Here is a 23,485-nt window from a genome sequence, read left to right on the forward strand (position 1 = left end):
TCCTCAGTACAGGGCGTCCGGCGGCGGATCGAGGCTCGACTGGAAGCTCTCGACGGCGCTCTCGGCCTCCTCGATGGCATCGAAGCGGGCGATGTGGAACAAGGCCTCGCCCTCGTTGGCCAACGGCAGGCGACTCATGCCGATCACGATGCCATCGGCCACGGCACGTACCTCGCCCTCGGCATTGCCGAAGGGGTCGGCCACCTTCCCCAGTAGCTCGCCCGCGGCCACCCTTGCGCCCAGGCGCACCCGAGGGCGCAGGATGCCGTCGATCGGTGCCCGTGCCCAGCTCGAGCCACCGGCCACCTCGGCGGCCGGTGGCGGGCGCCGGCGCTTTTCTCCCCCCAGCATGCCGAGCCGGCGCATCACCCTCAGCACGCCCCTCACCCCGGGCGCGATCGCCCACTCGTCGAAACGCAACGCCTCGCCGGCCTCGTAGGTGAGCACCGGGATATCGCGGCTCTCGGCATAGTGCCGCAGGCTGCCGTCACGCAGCTCGGCGTTGAGGATCACCGGCGCCCCGAAGGCATCGGCCATGCGCTCGGTCTCGCTGCCGGGCCGCAGCTGCGCACGGATCTGCGGCAGGTTGGTGCGGTGCAGGGCCCCGGTATGCAGGTCGATGATATGGGTGGCCTGATCGACGATCTGCTGGCGGAACAGGGCCGCGATGCGCCCCCCCAGGGAGCCCGACTCGCTACCCGGGAAGCAGCGATTGAGGTCGCGTCGATCGGGCAGGTAACGGCTGTGCTGAACGAAGCCGAAGACATTGACGATCGGCACGCCGACCAGGGTGCCGCGCAGTCCCTTGAGCTGCCGGGAACGCAGCAGGCGACGCACGATCTCAACGCCGTTGATCTCGTCGCCATGGATGCCACCACAGACCAGCATCACCGGCCCCGGCTGACGACCGTGAACCACCTCCACCGGGATATGCAGCGGTGCATGGGTATAGAGCCGGGCCACCGGCACATCGATCTGCTGACGGGTGCCGGGGGCTACGCGAGTATCGGCGAGCTCGAAGGGAGCACGGGCCATGAAGCGATCTCCTGAGATAAGCGCTGACTCATATTCCCGCATCCCGGCGAATGCCTCAAGAACTCCGGGGTGGCGTTGCATTCAGCGATGAATGTAAAGTGCCACGCCGCTAAGGTAGAATGACTCCCTCATCATCCGGAGTCATTCCTCATGGCCAGACGCACCAAGGCCGAAGCCGAAGCCACTCGCGAGGCCCTGCTGGATGCCGCCGAAGAAGTCTTCTTCGAGAAGGGGGTGGCCCACGCGTCCCTGGAACAGGTCGCCTGCCAGGCCGGCGTGACCCGCGGCGCCCTGTACTGGCATTTCCGCAACAAGGCCGACCTGTTTCGCGCCATGCTCGACCGGGTACGCATGCCCTTCGAGGAACTGGTCGCCGCGAGTGGAGCCGACATTGCCAATCCCCTCGATGCCATCAGACAAGGTTGCCAACAAGGTGTGCAGCGCCTAGAACAACCACGACATCGGCGGGTGCATGCGATCCTGCTGCATCGCTGCGAGTTCTTCAGTGACATCGACCCCCAGTCGATGCAGGAGGAAATGGCACGCGACTGCCTGGATGCCCTGCATGACTACTTCACCACCGCCCGCCAGCTAACGCTGCTGCGTGACGACATCAGCCCCGAACTCGCCACTCGCCTGCTGCAGTCGACCCTCAGCGGCCTCTACCACGACTGGCTGCGCGACACCGCGGCCTTTTCACTGCTTGAGCGCAGCACCGAACTGGTCGACGCCCAGCTGTATCTCCTCACTCGCCCCCCCCGCTTCAAGCTGACGGCCGCGAATCACCGTGGCGACTCTCCTGTGTCGCCCTCTCATGGCGCTCCAGCAGATGCAGCCGCACCAGCCGCGTGCGCGCATCCAGGTAGTCCTCCTCCCGTACCGAGCGGTACGCCTCCTGCCCCGCCAGGTACTTGACCAACACACGCGTGTCGCCGAGGCTCGGCCGATTGCCTGCCTTACCCAGCAGCCGTACCTCACGGCCGGGATCATCGCCCAGCTCGGCGACCGCTCCCTCGTCGTCCACCCGCATGACCCGCACGCGCTCACCCAACAGGCAGCGCCGCGACAGGCTGGGATGGCGATGCAGGCGACGATGTAGCCGGCGGCAGGCCCCCGACGCCAGCGGCGAGGCCAGCGCGAAGGCGGCCCAAATCACCGCCATCCCAAGCGGCACCCGGAACAAGCCGAGTGGAAGCGGGCCCAACACCGCTACCTCGGCGACCAGCGCCAACAACGACGCCAGGATCACCAGCATGCTCAGCGCCAGCGAAGCTGGCACTCCGGCGAACCCCAGCGACACCAGGGCGCTGGCCAGGGTGTCGTTGCGCAGGCTGTCACGCTCGAACAGCTCCACCGGCGCCAGACGCAGCACCACCAGCAGCCAATAGACGACCAGCAGCCCCAGCAGCAGGGTGAAGACGATCAGCGGAAAGCTCAGGGCGAGTGAAGTAAGGGTGTTCATGACGGCTCCTCCCATGCGGCCGATTAGCCGGCAAAGTGTCTTCCTCCCTTCAGCGTAGCGGCCCACCGGCAACGCGCAACGCCCCACTTTGGTCGCATACCACCGCCCCGCTCGCCTCTCGGCGGCCCCGCCCAACGAAAACGGGCACCGCCTCCTTGGGAGGCGGTGCCCGTCGACTCAGGCGATGGCCCGGGTCACTTCGTGTCGTTCTCCAGCGCCGGGCGCTCATCGGACCGCTGGCCATCGCTCTTGCGCTTCAAGCCGTCGGCGACCCTCGCGATCATGGCGTAGAAGGTCGGCACGAACAGGCTGCCGAGCACCGCCACCGATGCCATGCCTATCGCCACCGTGGTGCCGATGTGATGGCTGCTGGTGTCGCTTGCCCCGGTGGCCACCATCAACGGCAGAGTACCGAAGATGAAGGCCAGCGAGGTCATGACGATCGGCCGGAAGCGTAGCTCCGCCGCCGTGATGGCCGCCTCACGGATCGTCTTGCCCATCTCGCGGCGCTGCAACTCGGCGAACTCGACGATCAGGATGGCGTTCTTGGCCGCAAGCCCGACCACCACCAGCATGCCGATCTGCACGTAGACGCTGGTATCCAGCCCGCGCAGGGCGATGCCACCGATGCCCCCAAGGAAGGCAAAAGGCGTCGCCGTCAGCACCGCCAGCGGCAGCGACCAGCTCTCGTACTGGGCCGCCAGGATCAAGAACACCATCAGCAGGCCGAAGACGATGGCCAGCGTCGCGGCGCTGCCCGCCTGACTCTCCTGGTAGGCGGTGCCGGTCCACCCCATGCCCCAACCATCGCCGAGTTGTTCCGCGACGATCTCCTCCATGGCGGAAATTGCCTGCCCCGAGCTGTAGCCCGGCGCCGGACCGCCCTGGAACTGGGCACCCGGATAGACGCCGAAGCGCGTCATGACCGCCGGTGCGGTCTGGCGATTCAGGGTCACGAACTCGGATAACGGGATGCGATTGCCGTCGCCACCCCGAACATAGACGTTAGAGATGTCGTCCGGTGTCTTGCGGAACTCATCCTCGTTCTGCAGGTAGACCTGGAAGTTGCGGCCCTGATAACTGAAGTAGTTAACGAAGCCATTGCCGAACGTGCTGCCCAGCGTCGAGTTAAGCGCCTCGAGCGACACGCCATAGCTCAACGCCTTCTGCCGATCGATCTCGGCACGGAAGGACGGTACGTTGACGTTGAAGGTAGTGAACACCCGCTTCAACGCCGGATGCTCTGCGGCCGTCTGCATCACCTTCATCGACGCCTGGAAGAGCTCCTGAGGCGAGGCGCCCTCGAAGGACTGCAGGTAACCGGTGAAGCCACCGGTGGTCGACAGCCCCATGATCGGCGGCATGTTGAAGGCCATCGCCGAGCCGCCCTCGATCCGCGCGCCGAACTGCATGATCTTGCCGATCAGCTGGGTGGCACTGATGTCACGCTCGCTCCAGGGCTCCAGGTTGACGAAGATGATCCCCCGGGCGGTATTCACCGAGCTCGACAGCATGTCGTACCCGGCGACCGCCGAGGAATACTTCACGCCTGGTACTTCCTCGATGGCCGCGCTGAGCTCGCTCATGTAGTCCCGCGTCCGCGACAGAGAGGCGGAGTCCGGCAACTGCACGGCGGCCAGCACGATGCCCTGGTCGGTCTCGGGCACCAGCGTCGAGGGCGTGGTGGAATACAGCCACCAGGAGCCCGCCCCCACCAGGGCGGTCAACAGCAACGCCAGACCCCAGAAGCGCACCAGTGCCTTGACGATCACCATGTAGACCGTGGTGATGCCGGCGAACAGGCGGTCGAACAGTCGCAGCGGCGTACGCACCGCGCGCTTGAACGCCGTCTCCTTGGTGTGCAGGTCATGCTTGATGAAGATCGCCGACAGCGCCGGCGTAAAGGTCAGCGCCATCAGCGCCGAGAAGGCCACCGAGATGGCGACGGTCAAGGCGAACTGCTGGTAGATCTGACCGCTGAAGCCACCCAGGAAGGCCACCGGCACGAATACCGCGGCCATGATCAGCGACGTGGCGATGACCGGCCCGCCGACCTCTTTCATGGCCTGGACCGTCGCCTGGCGGACGGTGACCTCCTCATCCTCGCCGAGCACCCGTTCGACGTTCTCCACCACCAGGATCGCATCGTCGACCACGATGCCGATCGACAACACCAAGGCGAACAGCGTCAGCAGGTTGATCGAGAAACCGAAGACGTAGAAGCCGGCGAAGGTCGCCAGCACCGAGACCGGCACCACCGACATGGCGATGACCGTGAAGCGCCAGTTCTGCAGGAAGATGAACAGAATGACGCCGACGATCAGGAAGGCCTCGATGAAGGTGTGATAGACCGTCTCCACCGAGGCATCGATGAACTGTGTGGTGTCATAGGGCACCACGTAATCGAGCCCCGGTGGGAAGCGTCCGGACAGCTCTTCCATCTTGGCTTCGACCAGCTTGGCGGTCTCCAGGGCGTTGGCGCCGGGCTGCTGGTTGATGATGATCGGCGCCATGGTGCCGCCATTGAGCCGTGCCTCGACGCCGTAGAAGGAAGCCCCTAGCTCGATACGCGCCACGTCGTCCAGGCGCAGCGCCGAGCCATCCGGGTTGGTGCGCAGGAAGATATCGCGGAAATCGTCGACATCGGTCAGGCGCCCGCCGGCGGTGATGGTATAGGTGAAGGCCCGCGGCTCCGACTGCGGCGTCGCCGCCAGGCTACCCGCCGGGACCTCGGTGTTCTGGGCGCGTATCGCGCTACCCACCTCGGAAGGCGTCAGGTCGTACTGCGCCAGCTTGTCCGGATCCATCCAGATACGCATGGCGAACTCGCCGCCACCCAGCACCTCGGCCTCACCGACACCCTGCACCTGGCGCAGCTCATCCAGCAGGTTGAGAGTGGCGTAGTTCTGCAGGTAGATGCGGTCGTAGTCATCCTCGGGCGAGGTCAATGCCACCAGCATCAGGATCGAGCTGGAACGCAGCTCTACCGTCACGCCCTGGTCCTGTACCGCATCAGGCAGCTGGGAGAGCGCTCCCTGCACACGGTTGTTGACGTTGATGGTGTTGATGTCGCCATCGGTGCCGATATCGAAGGCCACCGAGAGGCTCATCGAGCCATTATCGGCGCTGTTCGAGGTCATGTAGAGCATGTCCTCGACGCCGTTGATGGCCTCGGCGAGCGGTGCGGCCACCGTCTGCGCCACGGTCTCGGCGTCCGCCCCGGGGAAGGTGGCATTGACCGACACCGTAGGCGGCACAACACTCGGGTACTGCTCGACCGGCAGCACCCGCATGCTCATCAACCCGATCACCGTCAGGATGATCGCCAGCACCGTGGCGAAGATCGGCCGCTTGATGAAGAAGTTGGAGAAGTTCATTGCGCCGCGTCCTCTTCACTCGACGCGGCGCGTTCATCGGCGGGCGCGCCCTGGCCCTGCGCCGGCTGCTGGCCGGTGGCCTGACGGACCAACGCCTCGGCGTCGCCATCGAACTCGCGGGGCTCGATCGGCATACCGGGCTCGACGTCCGCCGGATTGCCGACCATCACGCGCTCACCCGCTTCTACGCCACCGTTGAGAACCTGCCAGGGGCCGGCCAGCTCGCCGAGCTCCACCGGCCGCGCCCGGGCCACGTCGTCCTCGTCGAGCACGAACACCTGGGGGCCCATCAATCCCTGGCTCATGGCGAGCTCGGGGACGGCCAGCACCTCGAAGCGCTTCAGCCCTTCCACTCGCACCCGCACGAACTGGCCGGGGAGCACCGCGCCCTCGGGGTTGTCGAAGGCGGCCTTGGCCTGGACGGTGCTGGTGTCCTCGTCGACCCGCGAGGCCAAGAAGTCCAGATGCCCCTCGAGGCGATCCTCGCCCCCTGGCAGTACCAGTCGCGCGCCTATCTCGCCGATCGGCTGGTCCTTGAGCTGGCGACGCAGCGCGAAGGCATCCTCCTGAGGTAGCTGGAAACGCACCTCGAGCGGGTCCAGCGGGGTGATGGTCGCAAGCTCGGTCCCCGAATTGACCAGATTGCCGACATTGACCTCACTGAGGCCGATGGCGCCGCTGACCGGTGCGGTCACGTCGGCATACTCCAGATTGATGCGCGCGCTGGCCAGCGCCGCCTCGGCCTGCGCCACGCTGGAGCGTGCCACGTTGAGATCGGCCTGAGCCTGATCGACCTGCTGGCGACTCACCGAGTTCTGACGCAGCAGCTGCTGGAAGCGGTTGGCATCGCGACGCGCCCGCACCAGCTCGGCCTCGGCGCTCGCCAGGTCGGCCTCGCGCTGCGACACCGTCGCCTGATACACATCCGGCTCGATGGCATACAGGCTCTCGCCTTTCTCCACGATGTCACCGGGCTCGAAGAGACGCTTTTCGAGAAAGCCGGTGACACGAGCCACCAGCGTCACCTCGGTATCGCTGCGCAGCTGGGCCGGGTAGGACTTGTCCAGCGGAATATCCTGTGGCGCCAGCGTCGCCACCGGCTTGGGTTGGGGAGGCTGCTCGCCGCCCTCGCCCTGTGACTGAGCAGCCTCGTCCTGGCCACAAGCGGCCAGCAGTACGCCAGCCGCCAACGCCAGCAGCCCGGCTCGACTGCGTCGAAGAGTTGTATTCATGCCAGATTCTCGTTAAGGGGTCGAACGTCGATGGGATCACACGGCAGGCGCGCATATAAACATACATTCACGCCTGCATGTAAGAAGCTTTCATGACTCGGGCTGCGGTGGCGCCCCGATGTCCATCGCCGCTTCATAGCGGCTATCTTCGTCGGCTCGGGGCAGCGTCAACGACACGCGCCGCTCTTCCGACAGCCAGTCGTTGACCGTCTCGATGGCCTCGACATTCAGGGTGCCGGACTGCTGACGCAGGGACAGCAGGTCGATCACGTAGCTGAAGCGCGCATCGGCGTGGTCGGCGATGGCATCGTAGAGGCGCTGCTCGGCATTGAGCACATCGACGATGTTACGGGTGCCGACCTCATAGCCGGCGCGCGTGGCATCCAGCGCACTCTGATTGGAGACGATCGCCTGGGCCCGCGCCTCGACGGTGGCCACGTCGTTGGTGACCTGGGTGTACAGTGACCGCACCTGCTGGACGGTCTGGCGACGCTGGTCCTCGAAGTCATACTGGCTGGATGCCAGGTCATAGGTGGACTGGCGAATGCTGGCGCTGGTGCGGCCGCCGGTGTAGATCGGCAGGCTGAACCGGGCACCGATCTGGCTGGAGGAAGTATGCCCCTCCATGTAGTCCTGATCGGTATCGGAGTAGTCATAGTTAGCGAAGGCCTCGACCACCGGCAGGCGCTGAGCCTTGGCGATGTCCACGGCGTCCTCGGAGACCTCGATGCCGGCCTGGCTGGCCAACACCAGGGGGCTGTTGTCCATCGCCAGGTCGACCCAGGCATCGCGGCCGGTCGGCTGCGGCGGCGTCACCGGCATCGCCTCCTGGAGGGCATCGATGCTCTCGTAGCGCTGCCCGGTGAGCCGCTCCAGGGCCTCGAAGCTGACCTGCAGGTCGTTCTCGGCGGCGATCCGGTCGGCACGCGACTGATCATAGCTGGCCTGTGCCTCTTCCACCTCGGTGATGGCGATCAAGCCGACATCGAACTGCTCCTGGGCCTGCTCGAGCTGGCGGCCGATGGCCCGTTCCTGGGCGCGGCGCGCCTCGAGGATCTCGTGGGCCCGCAGGATATCGAAGTAGGCTGAGGTCACATCGATCAGCACCTGCTGCTCGGTGGCGGCCAGCTGGTAGGTCTGCCGGTCGATCCGGCTCTCGGCCTGATCGACCTCGGCGCTGTTGCCGGCATCGAACAGCGCCTGGGTGGCCTCCAGGGTCAGCCCGGCGCTGTTGTAGCGATCATCGCCGCTGCCCACGCCGGCTGTCCGGGTCGAGGCGACACTCTCGTAGAGACGATTATGCGCGACCTGCCCCGAGGCCGAGACCTGGGGCAACAGGTCGCCACGGGCGACATCACGTCCCGCCTCCACGCTATCGAACTGCGAACGCGCCGAGGCCAGGCTGGCGTTATTGTCGATGGCGTCCCGAGTGATGGTCAGCAGGTCGGCGGCCTGGGCCGGGCCGACCAAAGAGACAGCCAGCAGGCAGGGCAGCAGCACATGCCGCCCCGGCGATACCGGACGATACGACTTCATCGGCAAGTTCCTTCTACGCAAAGTGGCTAGGAAATATACATTCATTGTCGCATGTTTATTACGTCAATCCATCAACGTTATTGTAATTAGCAAGGAAACGACCTTTCTCAGCAAGCCAGCGTGCGCCCTCACCCACGTCGAGCCGGCCTGCATGAGCGAGCAGCGCCCATGACATCTCCCTCAGGGCCCTGCGCCTTACATGATCCTTCGTCCTATATGACCATAGTAGTCGCGGTGATAGCCGACGTCCGCCACGCAAGCCGAAGTGCTGACTCCAGGGCCTGTGCCGGCCTTGAGGCTGACGGCGAACGCTATCCTGTGGCACAACGGACGCCGACACCGTTCAACAGGAGACACCCATGTACAAGCTAGCCTTCTTCGTGCCCGTGGAGGACGCCGAGAGCGTCAAGGAGGCCGTCTTCGCCACCGGGGCCGGGCGTATCGGCGATTACGAGGCTTGTTGCTTCCAGACCCCCGGCACCGGGCAGTTCCGCCCGCTGTCGGGAGCGGACCCACACATCGGCCGAGTCGGCGATCTGGAGCGCGTGGAAGAGCTCAAGGTGGAGCTGGTCTGCACGGATGCGCTGATTCACGAGGCGGTGACGGCCCTGCGGCGTGCCCATCCTTATGAGGAGCCGGCCTACGATGCTTGGCGCCTGGCCGACCTCTAGGAGTGATCTCTCTGTAGTGCCTGTCCGACGCGAGCGCACGAGGCCTCAGGCGGAACCGAAGTAGCGCTCGCGGTCCTCGGGGGTAATGTCGCTGACATGCAGCGGGAAACCGTCGCCCTGGCGGTCGGCGAAGTAGTGGCGCAGGGTGCACTCGATGGTGGGGAAGGCCAGCATGTCCCAGGGAATCTCCTGCTCCTCGAACAACGCGACCTCGAGGCTCTCCGGACCGGCGCCGTAGCCGCCGGCCAGCTCGGCGCGGAAGATCATGAACACCTGGTCGATGTGCGGCAGGTTGATCAGGGTATAGAGACCATGGATCGCCACCTCGGCCAGGGCTTCCTCCTGCGTCTCGCGGGCCGCCGCCTCGACGGTGGTCTCGGCGTTCTCCATGAACCCCGCCGGCAGCGTCCAGTAGCCCTTGCGCGGCGCGATGGCACGGCGACACAGTAGCACCCGCGTGCCATGCACCGGCAGGGTGCCGGCGATGATGCGCGGGTTCTGATAATGAATGGTCCCGCAGGCCTTGCACCAGAAACGCGGCCGGTCGTCACCCTCGGGAATCGCGAAACGGACCGTTTGTCCACAATGGCTGCAAAAGTTCATGGCGCTCCCTGACAGGCTGGCGGCAGGCATACCGAGGCTTGACGCCGCACACGGCGACTGGGTAAAAGGGATGAAACCCGACGGAATCACCATGTTAGAGAAACTGCGTGAGCGCCTGCAAGCACATGCGCCGCATCGGCTACGAGCCGACCTCCCCCAGGCCGCCGTGCTCATTCCCGTGGTGGCTCGCCCCGACCCTACGCTGTTGTTCACCCGCCGCGCCAGCCATCTCTCTACCCACAGCGGGCAGGTGGCCTTCCCCGGCGGCAAGCATGAGGATGGCGATTCCGATCTATTGGCCACCGCGCTACGCGAATCCGCCGAGGAGATCGCCCTGCCCTCCGCTCGGGTAGAGGTGCTCGGTCGGCTGTCGGAGGTACTCTCGCTGCACGGCCTCAAGGTCACGCCCTATGTGGGCGTGATCCCGCCCGACCTGCCGCTGGTGGCCGACCCGGGCGAGCTGGATGCCATCTTCGAGGTCCCGCTGGCACACTTCCTGACCGACCGCCGCACCCACACCGACGTGATCCGCGTCGACGGGCGCGACTACTTCGTCCCGAGCTATCGCCACGACGAGTTCGTGATCTGGGGATTGTCGTCGATGATGCTGTCGGAGCTGTTGGCCGAGGGCTTCGGCATGCCGATCGACCTATCCCGGCGCCCCCCGGGCGAGCTGCGCTTCCACTCCGCGCGTCGGCTGGCCCCCTCATGACCCCCCCTCACCTGCCGCCCGCCCGGCTGGCCGAGCTACTCGACGCCCTCGTCGAACAGGGCTGGTATCACGGCGAAGGCTTCCTTCCCGAAGCCCTGCATGCCCCGCTGTACGCCGAGATCGAGGCGATGGCCGCCCGCGAGGCCCTGGCCGCTGCCGGCGTCGGCCGCGGCACCGAACACCACCTGCGCCGCGATATCCGCGGCGACGCCATTCGCTGGTTCAACCGCGAAAGCCTGGCCCAGCGCCGTTACCTGGAGGCCATGGACGAACTGCAACAGGCCCTCAACCAAGCGCTGTTCCTGGGGCTGTTCGAGTACGAGGCCCACTTCGCCCGATATCCGCCGGACGCCTTCTACCGTCGACACCTGGACAGCTTCCGTGGCCGTGCCAACCGGGTGATCTCCACCGTCGGCTATCTCAACCCCGATTGGCCCGCCGACGGCGGCGGCGAGATGGTCATCTACGACGCCGAGACGCCCGAGCGGGAGCTGACCCGCGTCCGCCCCGAGGCTGGCACCTTCGTGTGCTTCCTCTCCGACCGGGTGCCTCACGAGGTGCTGCCGACCCGCTATCCTCGCGACAGCATCGCCGGCTGGTTCCGGCGCAACGCCTCGTTGGGCGGCCGGGTCGACCCGTCACGCTGACGCCCCGAGCCTGCCTGGCACCAGGCCTGTTCAGTCGTTGAACGTGGCCGTCAGCGGCTCACCGACCCGCAAGGCCTGGCCGATGCCGTCGAGGGGGATGGCATTCTGGCCGAAGAAGGCCCCCTGCCAGCCCGGCTGGGTGTCCATCTCCACCAGCGTCTTCAACGGCTCCTTGGGTACCGGCGCCTCCCCGGTGTGCGGGTCCTGGGTGATGATCTTGCAACGCTTGCAGGGCTTGCGCAGCCCCAGGCGCACGCCCGACACGAGGCTCAGCGCATCCCACTCGACCTCGGCGAAGGGCGCCTCGCCCTCGACCACCAGGTTGGGCCGAAAACGGCTCATCGGCACGCGTTCGAGCCCCTTGGCGACGAGACGGTGGTTCAAGCGATCGAGCGAGGCCTGATGCGCCACCAATAGCGGATAGCCATCGGGGAAGGCGGTATGGGCCGTTTCGCCCCGGAGATAATCGGCCTCCACCGCGCGGCGGCGCTCCTCGGGGAAGCGCACCAGATGCAATCTCCCACGCTCGACGCCACCCAGCACCGCGGTCAGCCAGTCGGCCGCCTCTGCCCCCTCGTCCAGGGCCTCACAGGTATCGTTCCAGAGGCTCACCGCGAGGCGTGAAAGCCCACGAGGCCGCAGCGGTATGCTCAACGGAGCGGCGTCGGGGTGCTCCAACACCAGCCTGTCTTCCTCGAGGCGTACCGCCACCCGCGCCATGGTGGGGCGCTCGCGCTGGGTGACGAAACGACCTCGGGCGTCGACGACCATCCAGTGGCGATCGAAAGCCAGACCGCGCTCGGTGAGCGTGGCCTCCTCGAGCGTGATGCCACGCAGTGACTTGACCGGATAGATATTGAGCTGAGAGATATGCATCCCTGCCTCCCTGGCACTGATGGAAGCGCTCACTCTACCAAGCCCGCCCCGCGATTGCCTCGCCCTTCCCCGCCGCTGTCCGGGCGATTACCCTTCTCAGGCTAACTCGACAACCGCCTGCCATCAGGACACCGCCATGACCTCGGCCGACACCCTCCGCCTGATCCTGCTCTCTTCGCTGTGGGGCCTGTCGTTCATCTTCATGCGCGTGGCGGTGCCCGAATTCGGCCCGGTGCCGCTGATCCTCGTTCGCATGGGCGTGGGGGCCCTGCTGATGTTGCCGCTGCTGTTCGGCGTCCATTATCTGCGCCAGGTTCGAGACAACGCCGGCAAGCTGATGCTACTGGGGCTGGTCAACCATGTGCTGCCGTTCTCCCTGCTGGCACTGGCCACCACCCGGCTGGAGGCCGGCTTCACCTCGCTGATCAACGCCACCACCCCGCTGTTCACCGCCTTGCTCGGCGCGCTGTTCTTCGCCACCCCGGTCCCTCGCCGTCAGTACCTGGGCCTGGCACTGGCCTTCTTCGGGGTCTATGTGCTTTCCGCCAAACGGCTGGACTTCTCCCTCGGCGGCGACGGCTGGTTCATCCTCGCAGTGCTCGGCGCCACCTTCTGCTACGGCATCGCCACCAACTACTCCAAGACCTATCTATCGCACCTGCCGGTACGCGTGCTGGCTGCCGGCAGCTGCGCCATGTCGGGGCTGATCCTGCTGCTCCCCGGCCTGTGGCTGTGGCCTCAGGCGCCTATCAGCGCCCTGGGCTGGGCCAACGGCCTCGCCCTGGCGGCCTTCAGCACCACCCTGGCCTTCCTGCTCTACTTCGGGCTGATCGCCAGCGCCGGGGCCACCGCCACCTCCACGGTGACCTTCCTGGTACCGATCAGCGCCCTGCTGTGGGGTTATGTGCTGCTCGACGAGACGCTGAGCCTACAGATCCTGGCCGGCATGACCATCACCCTGGTCGGCACCGCCATCGCCACCGGCATGCTGCGACCGGGATGGCCCGCACGCCTGCTCCGTCGACGCGGAAAGCATCCCGACTGAACCCAACGACAGCCTCGGGGTAGCGCAGAGCAAGACAAGACGGCCATGGCGTCGCCGCCATGGCCGTCGATCTGGCTGAAGGCGCGGGCGCCGTTCAGAAATTCGGTGGGCGCTTCTCGACGAAGGCGCCCATGCCTTCGCGCTGCTCCTCGCCGGCGAAGCACAGCGCGAACAGGCTGGTTTCCAGGGCCAGCGCGCTATCCAGATCCTGGTCCAGCCCGTCGTGGATGGCCTGCTTGGCGCCACGCACCGCCTGGGGACCGTTGCCGGCCAATTGCTGGGTCAGCTCGGCGGCATAGCTTTCGAGCTCGGTCTGGGACATGACCCGGTTGACCAGGCCGATGCGCAGCGCATCATGGGCATCGATCTTGCGCCCGGTGGTGACCAGGTCCAGGGCCATGGCCGGGCCGACACGGCGCGGCAGACGCTGGGTGCCACCGAAGCCGGGGATCACCCCGAGCAACACCTCCGGCTGGCCGAACACGGCGTTGTCGCTGGCCACCGCCCAGTCGCAGGCCAGCGCCAGCTCGCAGCCACCGCCCAGGCAGAAGCCATTGACCAGCGCCACCACCGGTACCGGCAACGCCTCCAGCCGCTTGAGGGTGGCGAGCGCCTGGCCGGCGAAGTCGCGGGCCTGAAGCGCGCTCTGGTCACGCATCTCGGTGATGTCCGCGCCGGCCACGAAGGCCTTCTCGCCGGCGCCGGTGATCAGCACCGCCCGCAGGTCGTCGCGGGCCTCGAGTTCGTCGAGCGTTGCCGACAGGGCGGCGATGACATCGCTGTTGAGGGCGTTGAGCGCCTTGGGGCGCGTGATGGTCAGGCGGACCACTCCGGCGTCGTCCTGCACCTCGATCGGTTGCTCGCTCATGATGACTCCTCATTCGATGGAAGACGGATTCATCCCACCCTAGCGAACGCTTGGTCGAGCGACAATCACGGCTTTGGTCGCGTTCGACCATCGCCTTCGCGCCATCCCCGGCGATGCCACCACGCATCGGCCAGCGAGCTCAGAGGCTGGCCGGGTCCACCGACACCAGGCTCGCCATGCCGGCCTCGATCGCCGCGAGCCGGGCGCGCCCCTCGGGCAGCCAGTGGCGTAGCCCGAAGTCCGCCGACGCCAGCTTGGCGCGGTAGAAGTCGTCGTCGCTGCCTGCGGCCAGGGCCGCCTCGGCTCGTAGCGCGGAGCGCCCCAGCTGCCAGGCACACAGCACATGGCCGGCCAGGCTCGAGAACGGCGTGGCGAAGGCCTGGATGGCATCCGCACCGTTCTGCGGGTCGGCGCCCGCGGTCAACACCACGCTCATGGCCGAACGCAGGTCGGCGACGCCCCCGGCCAGGCTCTCGCCCAGCGGACGCAGGGCGTCACGGGCGGTGAGGGCCGCGGCGGTGGCCGCCACCTCATCGAGCAGGCTCGACAGGGCCGCGCCACCATCGCGGGCCAGCTTGCGCCCCGCCAGATCCAGGGCCTGGATGCCGTTAGTGCCCTCGTAGATGGGCGCGATGCGCGCATCGCGCAGCAGCTGGGCGGCCCCGGTCTCTTCGATGTAGCCCATGCCACCGTGCACCTGCACGCCCAGCGAGGCGATCTCCACCGCCTGGTCGGTAGCAAACGCCTTGATCACCGGGATCAGCACCTCGGCGCGCGCCTGGGCGGCGGCGCGCTCATCGGCCTCGGCGGCGTGGCGGGCGCGGTCCATCTGCGCCGCGCCGGTCAGTGCCAGGGCCCGCAACGCGTCGACCCGAGCCCGCATGGAGAGCAACATGCGCTTGACGTCCAGGTGATCGGCGATGGCGCACGGCTCGCCGTGGCGGCGCCCCTGCATCCGTTCCAGGGCGTAATCGCGCGCCTGCTGACAGGCCCGCTCGGCGACCCCGATGCCCTGGATACCGACCTTGTGGCGCGCCTCGTTCATCATGGTGAACATGTGGTTGAGGCCACGCCCCGCCTCGCCGACCAGATAGCCGACGGCGCCCTCTCGCTCGCCGAAGCTCAGCGAGCAGGTCGGTGAGCCGTGGATGCCGAGCTTATGCTCGAGCCCCGTGCAACGCACGTCGTTGCGTGCGCCGAGCGAGCCGTCCGCCTCGACCAGGAACTTGGGCACCAGGAACAGCGAGATGCCCTTGTTGCCCTCGGGCGCATCCGGGGTCCGCGCCAGCACCAGGTGCAGGATGTTCTCGGCGGCCTCGTGCTCGCCCCAGGTGATGAAGATCTTCTGGCCACGCAGCCGGTAATGATCGCCTGGCTCATCGGGGCAAGGCACCGCCTGGGTGCGCACCCGTGAGAGGTCGGACCCCGCCTGGGGCTCGGTGAGGTTCATGGTGCCGGTCCAACGGCCCTCGACCAACGGCGCCAGGTAGGTCGCCTGCTGCATCTCGCTGCCGTGGCGGGCCAGCGCTTCGATGGCGCCGGCGGTCAGCATCGGGCATAGCCCCAGCGCCATGTTGGCGCCGTGCAGCATCTCCTGCACCGCGCTGGCCACCACCTCCGGCAGGCCCTGGCCGCCCTGGGCCTGGGCGACGCCGATGCCATTCCAGCCACCCTCGGCATAGGCCCGGTAAGCGTCGGCGAAGCCCTCGGGTAACGCGACGCCACCATCCTCGCGACGCCGGCACCCCTGGCGGTCGCCGACGGCATTGAGCGGCGCCCAGACCTCGCCGGTCAGCCGGCCGGCCTCCTCGAGCACGGCCTCGACCAGGTCGGGGCCGACCTCCTCGAAGCCGGGCAGGGAGAGCGAGCCATGCTCGAGGAGTTCCTCGAGCACGAAGCGAACGTCGCGAAGCGGGGGGGCATAAGGCGTCATCGGAGGACCTCGAAAAGAAAACACTCCGGCGAGCCTAGATTCACGACGCCTCATACACCATTAGCCGTAGGTCGGGCCCCGCCGACAGCGCCGTCCACGCCCCCTTCACCGTCGGCGCTTTTGCAGCAACACGACATCATCGGCCGGGAATTCCACCCGCAGCTGCCAGCGCTCGGCGAGCCAGTGAAAGCTCGCCTCGCCGAAGAAGCAGACATGAGTCGGGTCGAGGATGTAGTGCCAGCCGACGAACGCCTCGGCCGAGCGTACCCGCTTGGTCATCAGCCCCAGCCAACCATCGGGGGCCAGCAGCTCGATCAGGCGCTCGAGCTCGCGACCCGGCGCGAACAGATGCTCGACCACCTCGGTGGCGGTGATGAAGTCGTAGCGCCGCTCGAGCGCTCGTTCATCCGGCGCGTAGAAGGGATCGTAGATCGCCATCGGGTGGCCGGCCTCCTCGAACATCACCGACAGCGTCGGCCCGGGCCCGGCGCCGAAGTCGAGCCCCCGGGCGCCGGGCTCGAGGCGCGCCGTCAATGGCTCGAAGAGCCGCGACAGGAAGCGGCGATAGCCGGCGTCGTCGGATGAGTTCTCGTGACGATCGTAGACCGCCTTCTCAGCGACCGGCCCGAGACGCTGATGCGCCGGCACGAACACCAGCGTGCAGTGCCGACACTGGCGATAGTCGCGCCGCGCATCACGATGGTAGGGAGTGTGGTCGGTGGATGCGCATAGCGGACAGATCGGCATCATCGTATTCTCTGTGGCAGGACTCACTTCAAGGAGGCATGCATGCTGTCAGGTCTCGACCACCTGGTCATCACCGTGACCGATATTTCGCGCGCCGTGGATTTCTACACCCGCGTGCTGGGGCTGGATGTCCGCTACCGAGATCAGGAGCGCGTGGACCTGATGCTCGGCGACATGGCCCTGCGCCTGCACTGGACCACCACCGACATCCAGCCACGCGCCGCCACGCCCACCCCGGGCAGCCTCGACCTATGCCTGCGCAGCCTGTTGCCCCTCGACGAGGTCCTCCAGCACCTGGAGGCGCTCTCCATCGAGGTCGAACTCGGCCCGGTGAGCCGTCAGGGGGCCAACGGCGCCATCGAGTCGCTCTACCTGCGCGACCCCGACGGCAACCTGCTCGAGATCAGCCGACCCAGGCGCTGAGCGTTCCACACGCTGGCATCGCCGACATGGGTCAGTATCATGGAGGCCGATGCTTTCCTCACTGCAAGGACGACCGATGAACGAGCACGACCCCATGCGCCACGACGCCGTGACCAGCGACGAGACCGCGTCTCCCGACACCACCATGGCGATCGTCGTCTATGCCCTGCATCTGGCCGGCGTCGTCACCGGCGGGCTGACCTCGCTGGTCGGCGTGGTGATCGCCTACGTCTATCGTGGCAAGGGGCCGGCCTGGCTCGACGAGCACTATCGCTACCAGATCCGTACCTTCTGGATCGGTCTGCTCTACTTCGCCCTCTCCGGCCTGCTGACCTTCGTGATCATCGGCTTTCTGACCTGGTTGCTGAGCGTGATCTGGCTGGTCATCCGCTGCGTCAAGGGCTTCAAGGGGCTTCAGGAGCAACGCTCGCCGGACAACGCCGACACCTGGCTGATCTGACCCATGGCCGAGACGCAAGAGACCCAGGGACACCTGCAGGCCCGGCTGATCTCGGGCCTGTGGCGGACCCTCGCCAACTGGCGCCCCGCCGCCTTGTGGCGCCTGTCGCGCCTGGTCGGCCCACTGGTTCAGGTCGGCAGCCGACGGGAGCGCCGGGTGACGCGCATCAACCTGGCGCAGGCCTATGCCGAGCGGCCCGCAGCCGAGCGCCGTCGCCTGGCTCGTCACAGCCTGGTACACTCCAGCGCCACCATGCTCGAACTGGGCCAGGCCTGGATGGGCGAGCCGCACGACCTCGAGGCCAGCATCCTCGAGGTGCAGGGCCGCGAGCTGCTCGACGAGGCCCGCGCCGAGGGCCGCGGCGTGATCGTGCTGGCCCCCCATTTCGGTAACTGGGAGGTGCTCAACTTCTGGCTGTCGGGGCACTTCCCCTTCACTGCCATGTACGAGCCGCCCAAGCTCGCCCCGCTCGACCCGGTCATTCGTCATGGCCGCGAACGACGTGGGGCCCAGCTGGTTCCCACCAACCCGCGCGGCGTGGCGGCCTTGCTCAAGGCGCTCAAGCGTGGCGAGACGGTGGGCATCCTGCCGGACCAGGTCCCCAGCTGGGGCAGCGGAGTGTTCGCGCCCTTCTTCGGCCGACCGGCCTACACCGCGACCCTGCTGCCCAAGCTGGTGGCTCGCACCGAGGCCCGAGTGGTCACCGGCGTGGCACGGCGCCTGCCTGGCAGGGGCTTCGCGCTGCACTTCCTGGCCGCCGACGCGCGCGTCTATGCCAACGACGAGTCCACCTCGGCCGCCGGGGTGAACGCCTGCGTAGAGGCCGCCATCGCCCTGGACCCGGCTCAGTATCAGTGGGAATACAAGCGCTACGGCAAGATCCCCGAGAAGCTCGAGGGCCGACCGGACTGGAAGCGCTATCGCCTATACTGAGCGCCCTGCATACCGGGTCGAAGGAACCATACCGGCGAGACGCTGACCAACTTCCCGAACAACACGCATCCAAGAGGCCCGTTCGTATCGACCACGACGCACGGACAGATCACCACCATAGCAACGCCATATCCCCCTGGACCGGCTCGCGCAGGGAACGCCGGCGGGATCCCGAGGAGAGTCACCCTATGACATCGCTGTTCCGTTTCCTGGCATTCTCGCTGGGCGCGACGCTGGCCATGGAGGCCGGTGCCACCCCCACGACCGAGGGAGCCTTGTTCGACACCATCACCGAGCGTGCCGAGCGCCTGGCCGGAGAGGCCTATGTCGCCCCGTCCGGCGAGCTGCCCTCGGCACTCTCCGAGCTCGACTACGACGCCTATCGCCAGATCCGCTTTCGCCCCGAGCAGGCCCTGTGGCACGACAGCGACGGGCTGTTCGAGGTCCAGCTGTTTCATCCCGGCTTCCTCTACGATCACCCGGTCGACCTCAACCTCGTCACGCCCGAAGGCGATGTACGTCACCTGCCCTTCGACCCGTCGCGGTTCCGCTACGACGGCAATGCCGCCGAGCTTGCCGATCTCGACCTCGACGACCTGGGTTATGCCGGTTTTCGCCTTCACTATCCGCTGAACAGCGGCGACTACCATGACGAGTTCATGGTCTTCCTCGGCGCCTCCTATTTCCGACTGATCGGCAGAGACCAGGGCTACGGGCTATCGAGCCGCGGCCTGGCCATCGATACCGCGTCCCCCCAAGGCGAAGAGTTCCCGGCCTTCCGGGAGTTCTGGCTGGCCGAACCCGGCCCCGACGCCACCCGCATGACCGTCTATGCCCTGCTCGACAGCCCCTCCGTCACCGGCGCCTATCGCTTCGATATCGCCCCCGGGAGCCAGACCGTGGTCGACACCGAGGCCCGTCTGTTCGCCCGCGAGGACGTCGCCAAGCTAGGGGTCGCCCCGCTGACCAGCATGTTCATGCATGGCGGCATCGCCAGCCATCCGGCCGACGACTACCGGCTGCGGGTCCATGACTCCAGCGGCCTGGCACTGCAGACCGGCGATGGCGAGCGCATCTGGCGCCCCTTGAGCAACCCCCAGAAGCTCCACCTGTCGAACCTTCAGGACACCTCCCCGAAGGGCTTCGGCCTGGTCCAGCGGCCGCGCCATTTCGAGGGCTACCTGGACGCCGAGGCGCGTTACGAGAATCGCCCCAGCGAATGGGTGACGCCACTCGGCGACTGGGGCCCGGGGAGTGTCGAGCTGGTCGAGATTCCCTCCGACAGCGAGGCCAACGACAACATCACCGCCTACTGGATCCCCGAGCAGCCGCTGAAGGCCGGGCAGTCGCGCACCTTCCGCTATCGGCTGCGCACCTTCGGTGCCACTCCGCCAGATCAGCAGCTCGCCCACGTCATCCGCTCCCGTCAGGGCTGGGGAGCGACCCCGGGGCAGAGCGATCCGCCGCCCGCCAGCCAGCGCGTCTTCATCGTCGACTTCCAGGGCCCCTCCCTCGACGGGCTCGCCGCCGACCAGCCATTGAACGCCCGGCTGACGACCTCCCACGGCGAGATCCTCGAGCCACGCGTGCAGCGCCTGCCCGACGGCGACACCTGGCGCGCCAGCTTCCACCTCGCCCCGGAGGAGGGCACACCGGCCGACATGCGTCTGGCCCTCACCCTGCATGGCGAACCGCTGACCGAAACCTGGAACTATGTCTGGTACCCCGATGAGCGCCGTTGATCCCCAACACCCCGTGGCCCTCGTTCCCTGGCGGCGTACGCGTCGTGTGGTCTTCGCCCTGCTGGTCGCCGCCACGACCGCCCTGGGTATGTGGACCATGTTCCGTATCCTCCACGTCGGCGGCCTGACGCCCCTCGAGCTGCTGGTCCTGGCGCTGTTCAGCGTGACCTTCGGCTGGATCGCCATCGCCTTCTGGAGCGGCGTGATCGGTTTCACCCTGAACCTTGCCGGCCGCGATCCCCTGAGCCTGGCCAGGCTCTCGGCGCCGGCGCCCCAGGGCGACGCCCCGTCGCACACCGCCCTGGTGATGCCCATCCACAATGAAGACGTCGAGCGCGTCGCCGCCGGCCTGGAGGCGACCTGCCGCGATCTTCCACCGGTCAGCGAGCGTCGCCGGATCGAGGCCTTCGTGCTCAGCGACAGCAACGACGCGGCCACCGTGGATCACGAGAAGGCCGTCATGGCGGCGCTCCAGCAGCGCCTGGCCGATCGCTGCCGCCTCCACTACCGGCACCGCGACAGCAACGCCGGGCGCAAGGCCGGCAACCTCGGCGATTTCTGCCAGCGCTGGGGGCGCCACTACGACTTCATGCTGGTACTCGACGCCGACAGCATCATGAGCGGCGACACCATCCACGCCCTGATCGCGGAGATGGAGGCCAACCCGCGCCTCGGCCTGATGCAGACGGTGCCGATCCCGATTCGCCAGGACAGCCTGTTCGGCCGCGCCAACCAGTTCGCGGCAGCGGTCTACTCGCCGATGCTGGCCACCGGACTCAGCTTCTGGCAGTCCGACGCCGCCAACTACTTCGGCCACAACGCCATCCTGCGCGTCGAGGCCTTCACCCAGCATGCCGGCCTGCCCGAGCTACCCGGCCGGCCGCCGCTGGGCGGCGACATCCTCAGCCACGACTTCGTCGAGGCGGCGCTGCTGCGCCGCGCGGGCTGGGAGGTGCGCATGCGTACCGATCTCGGCGGCAGCTTCGAGGAGATGCCGAGCCAGATCCTCGACTACGCCAAGCGCGACCGGCGCTGGGTCCAGGGCAACCTGCAGCACCTGCGCCTGCTCAGCGGGCGTGGCCTGCACATGCTCAGCCGCGTGCATTTCCTGTGCGGCGCGCTGGCCTACCTGTCGTCGTTGATCTGGCTGGGGATCCTGGTGGTCAGCACCCTCGACGCCCTGCTGCGTGCCGTGATCGAACCCAACTTCTTCACCTCCAACGCCCAGTTGTTCCCCGACTGGCCGATCGCCCCACCCAACCTGATCATGCCGCTACTCGGCGGCACCCTGGCGATGCTGTTGATGCCCAAGGTGCTGGGCGTCTGCCTGGCCCTGCGCCAATCGCCTGCCCGCCACGGCGGTCGCGCCCGGCTGGCAACAAGCGCCGTGGTCGAGGCGCTGTTCGCGATGCTGATCGCCCCGCTGATGATGGTCTTCCACAGCCGCTTCGTGATCGAGGTGCTCAGCGGGCGCACCGTGTCCTGGGACCCTCAGTCCCGCGAGGGGCGTGCCCTGCCCTGGCGCGAGGCCCTGCGCCATACCTGGCCGGGCACCCTGGTCGGCATCCTCTGGGCTGGCCTCACCGCGTGGTATACGCTGACCTTCTTCTGGTGGCTGACCCCGGTCTGGTTCGGGCTGATGCTGGCCGCCCCACTGGTGCGCTGGAGCAGCAGCCTGACCCTCGGCCGGCGCCTGCGCCGCCGCGGCCTGCTGCTGGTGCCCAGCGAAACGACGCCGCCACCGGTGCTGCGCGACGCGGTGTCGCCGCTACCGGTCGAGGCCGGCGCCCTTCCCGAAACACCGCCGGTGGAGCGCCCCTGCGACATGCCGACCCAGTCCTTCGGCCGGGACTGGGCTCGGCCGCCTGAAACCGAAGGACACACCGCCCCGGGGGAATGATCCCGGGGTGTTCATCCTCCCTCTAGCTGCTAGACTGATTCGACTCGCTTGACGGGGTGCCGGTGGAACCGGCTGAGATGACGCAGGTTCGCGAATACGCAAGAGAGGCCGACAGGCCTTGCGCGAACCCAGCGTCGATCCCGTGGAACCTGATCCGGGTGGATGTGGCACAGGCCGCATGTGAACCGGCGTAGGGAATCAGGCGCAGGACCCGGCACGCTCATCATCCACGCCGGCCCGCCCCGCTTCCGCTACGCCCGCTCTCCGGATCCCGACCGCATCGGAGGCAAGATGGGCTACCGCTTCAAGGATTTGATCGCCGCCTGCCAGGACGACTGGCGCGCCTACATCGAGCACGACTTCGTACGCACCCTGGGTGCCGGCACGCTCGAGGCGGGGGCGTTCCGCCACTATCTGCAGCAGGACTACCTGTTCCTGATCCACTTCTCTCGTGCCTACGCCCTGGCCGCCTACAAGAGCCGTAACCTGGCCGAGCTGCGCCAGGCCTTCGACGGCCTGAAGACCATCCTCGATGTGGAGCTCGACCTGCACGTCGGCTTCTGCCGCGACTGGGGCATCTCGCAAGACGACCTGGCTCACCTGCCCGAGGCCCGCGCGACCATGGCCTACACCCGCTACGTGTTGGACGCCGGCAACCGCGGCGACCTGCTCGACCTGCACGTGGCGTTGGCGCCTTGCCTGGTCGGCTACGGCGAGATCGCCAATTGGCTGAATGCCCAGCCCTCCACGCTGCGGGGCGAAGCCAACCCCTTCGATGCCTGGATCGCCATGTACGAGAGCGACGACTTCCAGGCGGCCATGGCCGCCGAGATCGACTGGCTCGACGGGCGCCTCGAAGAGGTGACGGACGCACGCTTCGCCGAACTGGCGGAGACCTTCGGCAACGCCACGCGCCTGGAGATCGACTTCTGGCAGATGGGGCTCGACCGTGCGGACTGACCCGCTGAGCTGTTGCCTGCCTTAGAGACAGGCTCCGCCGGGGAAGGCCTTCGAGGAGGCGCTGTCAAACCTTCCCGGTACGCTACCGACGCCATCCGTGGCGTAGGATCTCCTCTTCCGCCCGCCCCGGCTCGGCCGTGAGCCTGCGGTAGGCAAGAGGATGCCATAACCCGCCCGCCACGACGGCGGGCGACACCACGCTTGACGGGGTGCCGTTGAAGACGGCTGAGATCATGCGGCGCAAGCGCCGAAGCATGGGTCCCGTTGAACCTGAACTGGCTAGGACCAGCGTAGGGATCAAGCGACATGCCGCCGGTGCCATC

Annotated in this window: 20 protein-coding genes, 1 pseudogene and 2 riboswitches; of the genes and pseudogenes, 11 read left to right on the forward strand and 10 right to left on the reverse strand. The window is 67.3% G+C overall.

What is annotated here, in order from left to right; genetic code table 11:
- Nucleotides 1-3: 3 nt before the first annotated feature.
- Entirely contained in the window at nt 4-1,035 is a 1,032-nt protein-coding gene (locus ETC07_RS06950) for a succinylglutamate desuccinylase/aspartoacylase family protein (RefSeq protein ID WP_136247777.1), read from the reverse strand.
- Between the two features lie 150 nt (nt 1,036-1,185).
- Between ETC07_RS06950 and ETC07_RS06955 the strand changes: the two are divergent.
- Nucleotides 1,186-1,770: pseudogene (locus ETC07_RS06955) on the forward strand (TetR family transcriptional regulator); the annotation flags it as partial.
- A gap of 28 nt (nt 1,771-1,798) precedes the next feature.
- On the opposite strand, the gene ETC07_RS15895 reads toward ETC07_RS06955, so the two are convergent.
- From ETC07_RS15895 to ETC07_RS06975, 4 genes are all read right to left on the reverse strand, one after another.
- Nucleotides 1,799-2,497: a hypothetical protein gene (locus ETC07_RS15895; protein WP_136247779.1), complete on the reverse strand. Its 699-nt coding sequence runs from the start codon at nt 2,495-2,497 to the stop codon at nt 1,799-1,801.
- Between the two features lie 194 nt (nt 2,498-2,691).
- The gene (locus tag ETC07_RS06965) at nt 2,692-5,874 is read right to left on the reverse strand and encodes an efflux RND transporter permease subunit (protein ID WP_136247780.1); all 3,183 of its coding nucleotides are present in this window, start codon (nt 5,872-5,874) and stop codon (nt 2,692-2,694) included.
- Complete coding sequence (locus tag ETC07_RS06970) at nt 5,871-7,106, reverse strand: efflux RND transporter periplasmic adaptor subunit (RefSeq protein ID WP_136247781.1); 1,236 nt, start codon at nt 7,104-7,106, stop codon at nt 5,871-5,873. The genes ETC07_RS06965 and ETC07_RS06970 overlap by 4 nt, the downstream gene beginning before the upstream one ends.
- 90 nt (nt 7,107-7,196) lie before the next feature.
- Nucleotides 7,197-8,642: a TolC family outer membrane protein gene (locus ETC07_RS06975; protein ID WP_136247782.1), complete on the reverse strand. Its 1,446-nt coding sequence runs from the start codon at nt 8,640-8,642 to the stop codon at nt 7,197-7,199.
- A 359-nt stretch (nt 8,643-9,001) separates the two neighbouring features.
- On the opposite strand from ETC07_RS06975, the gene ETC07_RS06980 reads away from it, so the two are divergent.
- Nucleotides 9,002-9,313 (forward strand): YqfO family protein, encoded by a 312-nt coding sequence (locus ETC07_RS06980; protein ID WP_136247783.1) that lies wholly within the window; start codon nt 9,002-9,004, stop codon nt 9,311-9,313.
- A 45-nt stretch (nt 9,314-9,358) separates the two neighbouring features.
- Here ETC07_RS06980 and ETC07_RS06985 read toward each other — a convergent pair whose 3' ends face one another.
- Complete coding sequence (locus tag ETC07_RS06985; protein ID WP_136247784.1) at nt 9,359-9,916, reverse strand: NUDIX hydrolase; 558 nt, start codon at nt 9,914-9,916, stop codon at nt 9,359-9,361.
- A gap of 91 nt (nt 9,917-10,007) precedes the next feature.
- On the opposite strand from ETC07_RS06985, the gene ETC07_RS06990 reads away from it, so the two are divergent.
- The gene (locus tag ETC07_RS06990) at nt 10,008-10,628 is read left to right on the forward strand and encodes a CoA pyrophosphatase (RefSeq protein WP_136247785.1); all 621 of its coding nucleotides are present in this window, start codon (nt 10,008-10,010) and stop codon (nt 10,626-10,628) included.
- Nucleotides 10,625-11,275, forward strand: a complete 651-nt coding sequence (locus ETC07_RS06995) for a 2OG-Fe(II) oxygenase (RefSeq protein WP_136247786.1) — start codon at nt 10,625-10,627, stop codon at nt 11,273-11,275. Before ETC07_RS06990 ends, ETC07_RS06995 begins: the two co-directional genes overlap by 4 nt.
- 30 nt (nt 11,276-11,305) lie before the next feature.
- Here the strand turns inward: ETC07_RS06995 and ETC07_RS07000 are convergent, their stop codons facing one another.
- Nucleotides 11,306-12,151, reverse strand: a complete 846-nt coding sequence (locus tag ETC07_RS07000) for an MOSC domain-containing protein (RefSeq protein ID WP_136247787.1) — start codon at nt 12,149-12,151, stop codon at nt 11,306-11,308.
- 136 nt (nt 12,152-12,287) lie between these two features.
- Here ETC07_RS07000 and ETC07_RS07005 point away from each other — a divergent pair, with 136 nt between their 5' ends.
- Entirely contained in the window at nt 12,288-13,196 is a 909-nt protein-coding gene (locus tag ETC07_RS07005) for a DMT family transporter (RefSeq protein WP_136247788.1), read from the forward strand.
- Nucleotides 13,197-13,290: 94 nt separating this feature from the next.
- Here ETC07_RS07005 and ETC07_RS07010 read toward each other — a convergent pair whose 3' ends face one another.
- From ETC07_RS07010 to ETC07_RS07020, 3 genes are all read right to left on the reverse strand, one after another.
- Entirely contained in the window at nt 13,291-14,064 is a 774-nt protein-coding gene (locus tag ETC07_RS07010) for an enoyl-CoA hydratase-related protein (protein ID WP_136247789.1), read from the reverse strand.
- A 139-nt stretch (nt 14,065-14,203) separates the two neighbouring features.
- Nucleotides 14,204-15,997 carry an acyl-CoA dehydrogenase gene (locus ETC07_RS07015; protein ID WP_136247790.1) on the reverse strand — a complete coding sequence of 598 codons (1,794 nt, stop codon included), beginning with the start codon at nt 15,995-15,997 and terminating at the stop codon, nt 14,204-14,206.
- A gap of 105 nt (nt 15,998-16,102) precedes the next feature.
- Entirely contained in the window at nt 16,103-16,747 is a 645-nt protein-coding gene (locus tag ETC07_RS07020; protein WP_136247791.1) for a class I SAM-dependent methyltransferase, read from the reverse strand.
- 39 nt (nt 16,748-16,786) lie between these two features.
- Here ETC07_RS07020 and ETC07_RS07025 point away from each other — a divergent pair, with 39 nt between their 5' ends.
- The 6 genes from ETC07_RS07025 to tenA all read left to right on the forward strand — a co-directional run bounded on the left by ETC07_RS07025 (nt 16,787) and on the right by tenA (nt 23,162).
- Nucleotides 16,787-17,167, forward strand: coding sequence for a VOC family protein (locus ETC07_RS07025; RefSeq protein WP_136247792.1), 381 nt, complete (start codon nt 16,787-16,789; stop codon nt 17,165-17,167).
- Between the two features lie 76 nt (nt 17,168-17,243).
- Complete coding sequence (locus tag ETC07_RS07030; RefSeq protein ID WP_136247793.1) at nt 17,244-17,627, forward strand: DUF4870 family protein; 384 nt, start codon at nt 17,244-17,246, stop codon at nt 17,625-17,627.
- A 3-nt stretch (nt 17,628-17,630) separates the two neighbouring features.
- Entirely contained in the window at nt 17,631-18,560 is a 930-nt protein-coding gene (locus ETC07_RS07035) for a lysophospholipid acyltransferase family protein (RefSeq protein ID WP_136247794.1), read from the forward strand.
- Nucleotides 18,561-18,748: 188 nt separating this feature from the next.
- Nucleotides 18,749-20,302, forward strand: a complete 1,554-nt coding sequence (locus tag ETC07_RS07040; RefSeq protein WP_136247795.1) for an OpgD/OpgG family glucan biosynthesis protein — start codon at nt 18,749-18,751, stop codon at nt 20,300-20,302.
- Nucleotides 20,289-22,202: a glucans biosynthesis glucosyltransferase MdoH gene (mdoH, locus tag ETC07_RS07045; RefSeq protein ID WP_240724582.1), complete on the forward strand. Its 1,914-nt coding sequence runs from the start codon at nt 20,289-20,291 to the stop codon at nt 22,200-22,202. The genes ETC07_RS07040 and mdoH overlap by 14 nt, the downstream gene beginning before the upstream one ends.
- 42 nt (nt 22,203-22,244) lie before the next feature.
- Nucleotides 22,245-22,417, forward strand: a riboswitch (TPP riboswitch).
- A gap of 76 nt (nt 22,418-22,493) precedes the next feature.
- On the forward strand, nt 22,494-23,162 hold the full coding sequence (tenA, locus tag ETC07_RS07050) for a thiaminase II (RefSeq protein WP_136247797.1): 669 nt from the start codon (nt 22,494-22,496) through the stop codon (nt 23,160-23,162).
- Nucleotides 23,163-23,357: 195 nt separating this feature from the next.
- Nucleotides 23,358-23,476: riboswitch (TPP riboswitch) on the forward strand.
- The last annotated feature ends 9 nt before the right edge of the window (nt 23,477-23,485 follow it).

The organism is Halomonas borealis, from assembly GCF_004798905.1.
GTDB lineage: Bacteria > Pseudomonadota > Gammaproteobacteria > Pseudomonadales > Halomonadaceae > Halomonas > Halomonas borealis.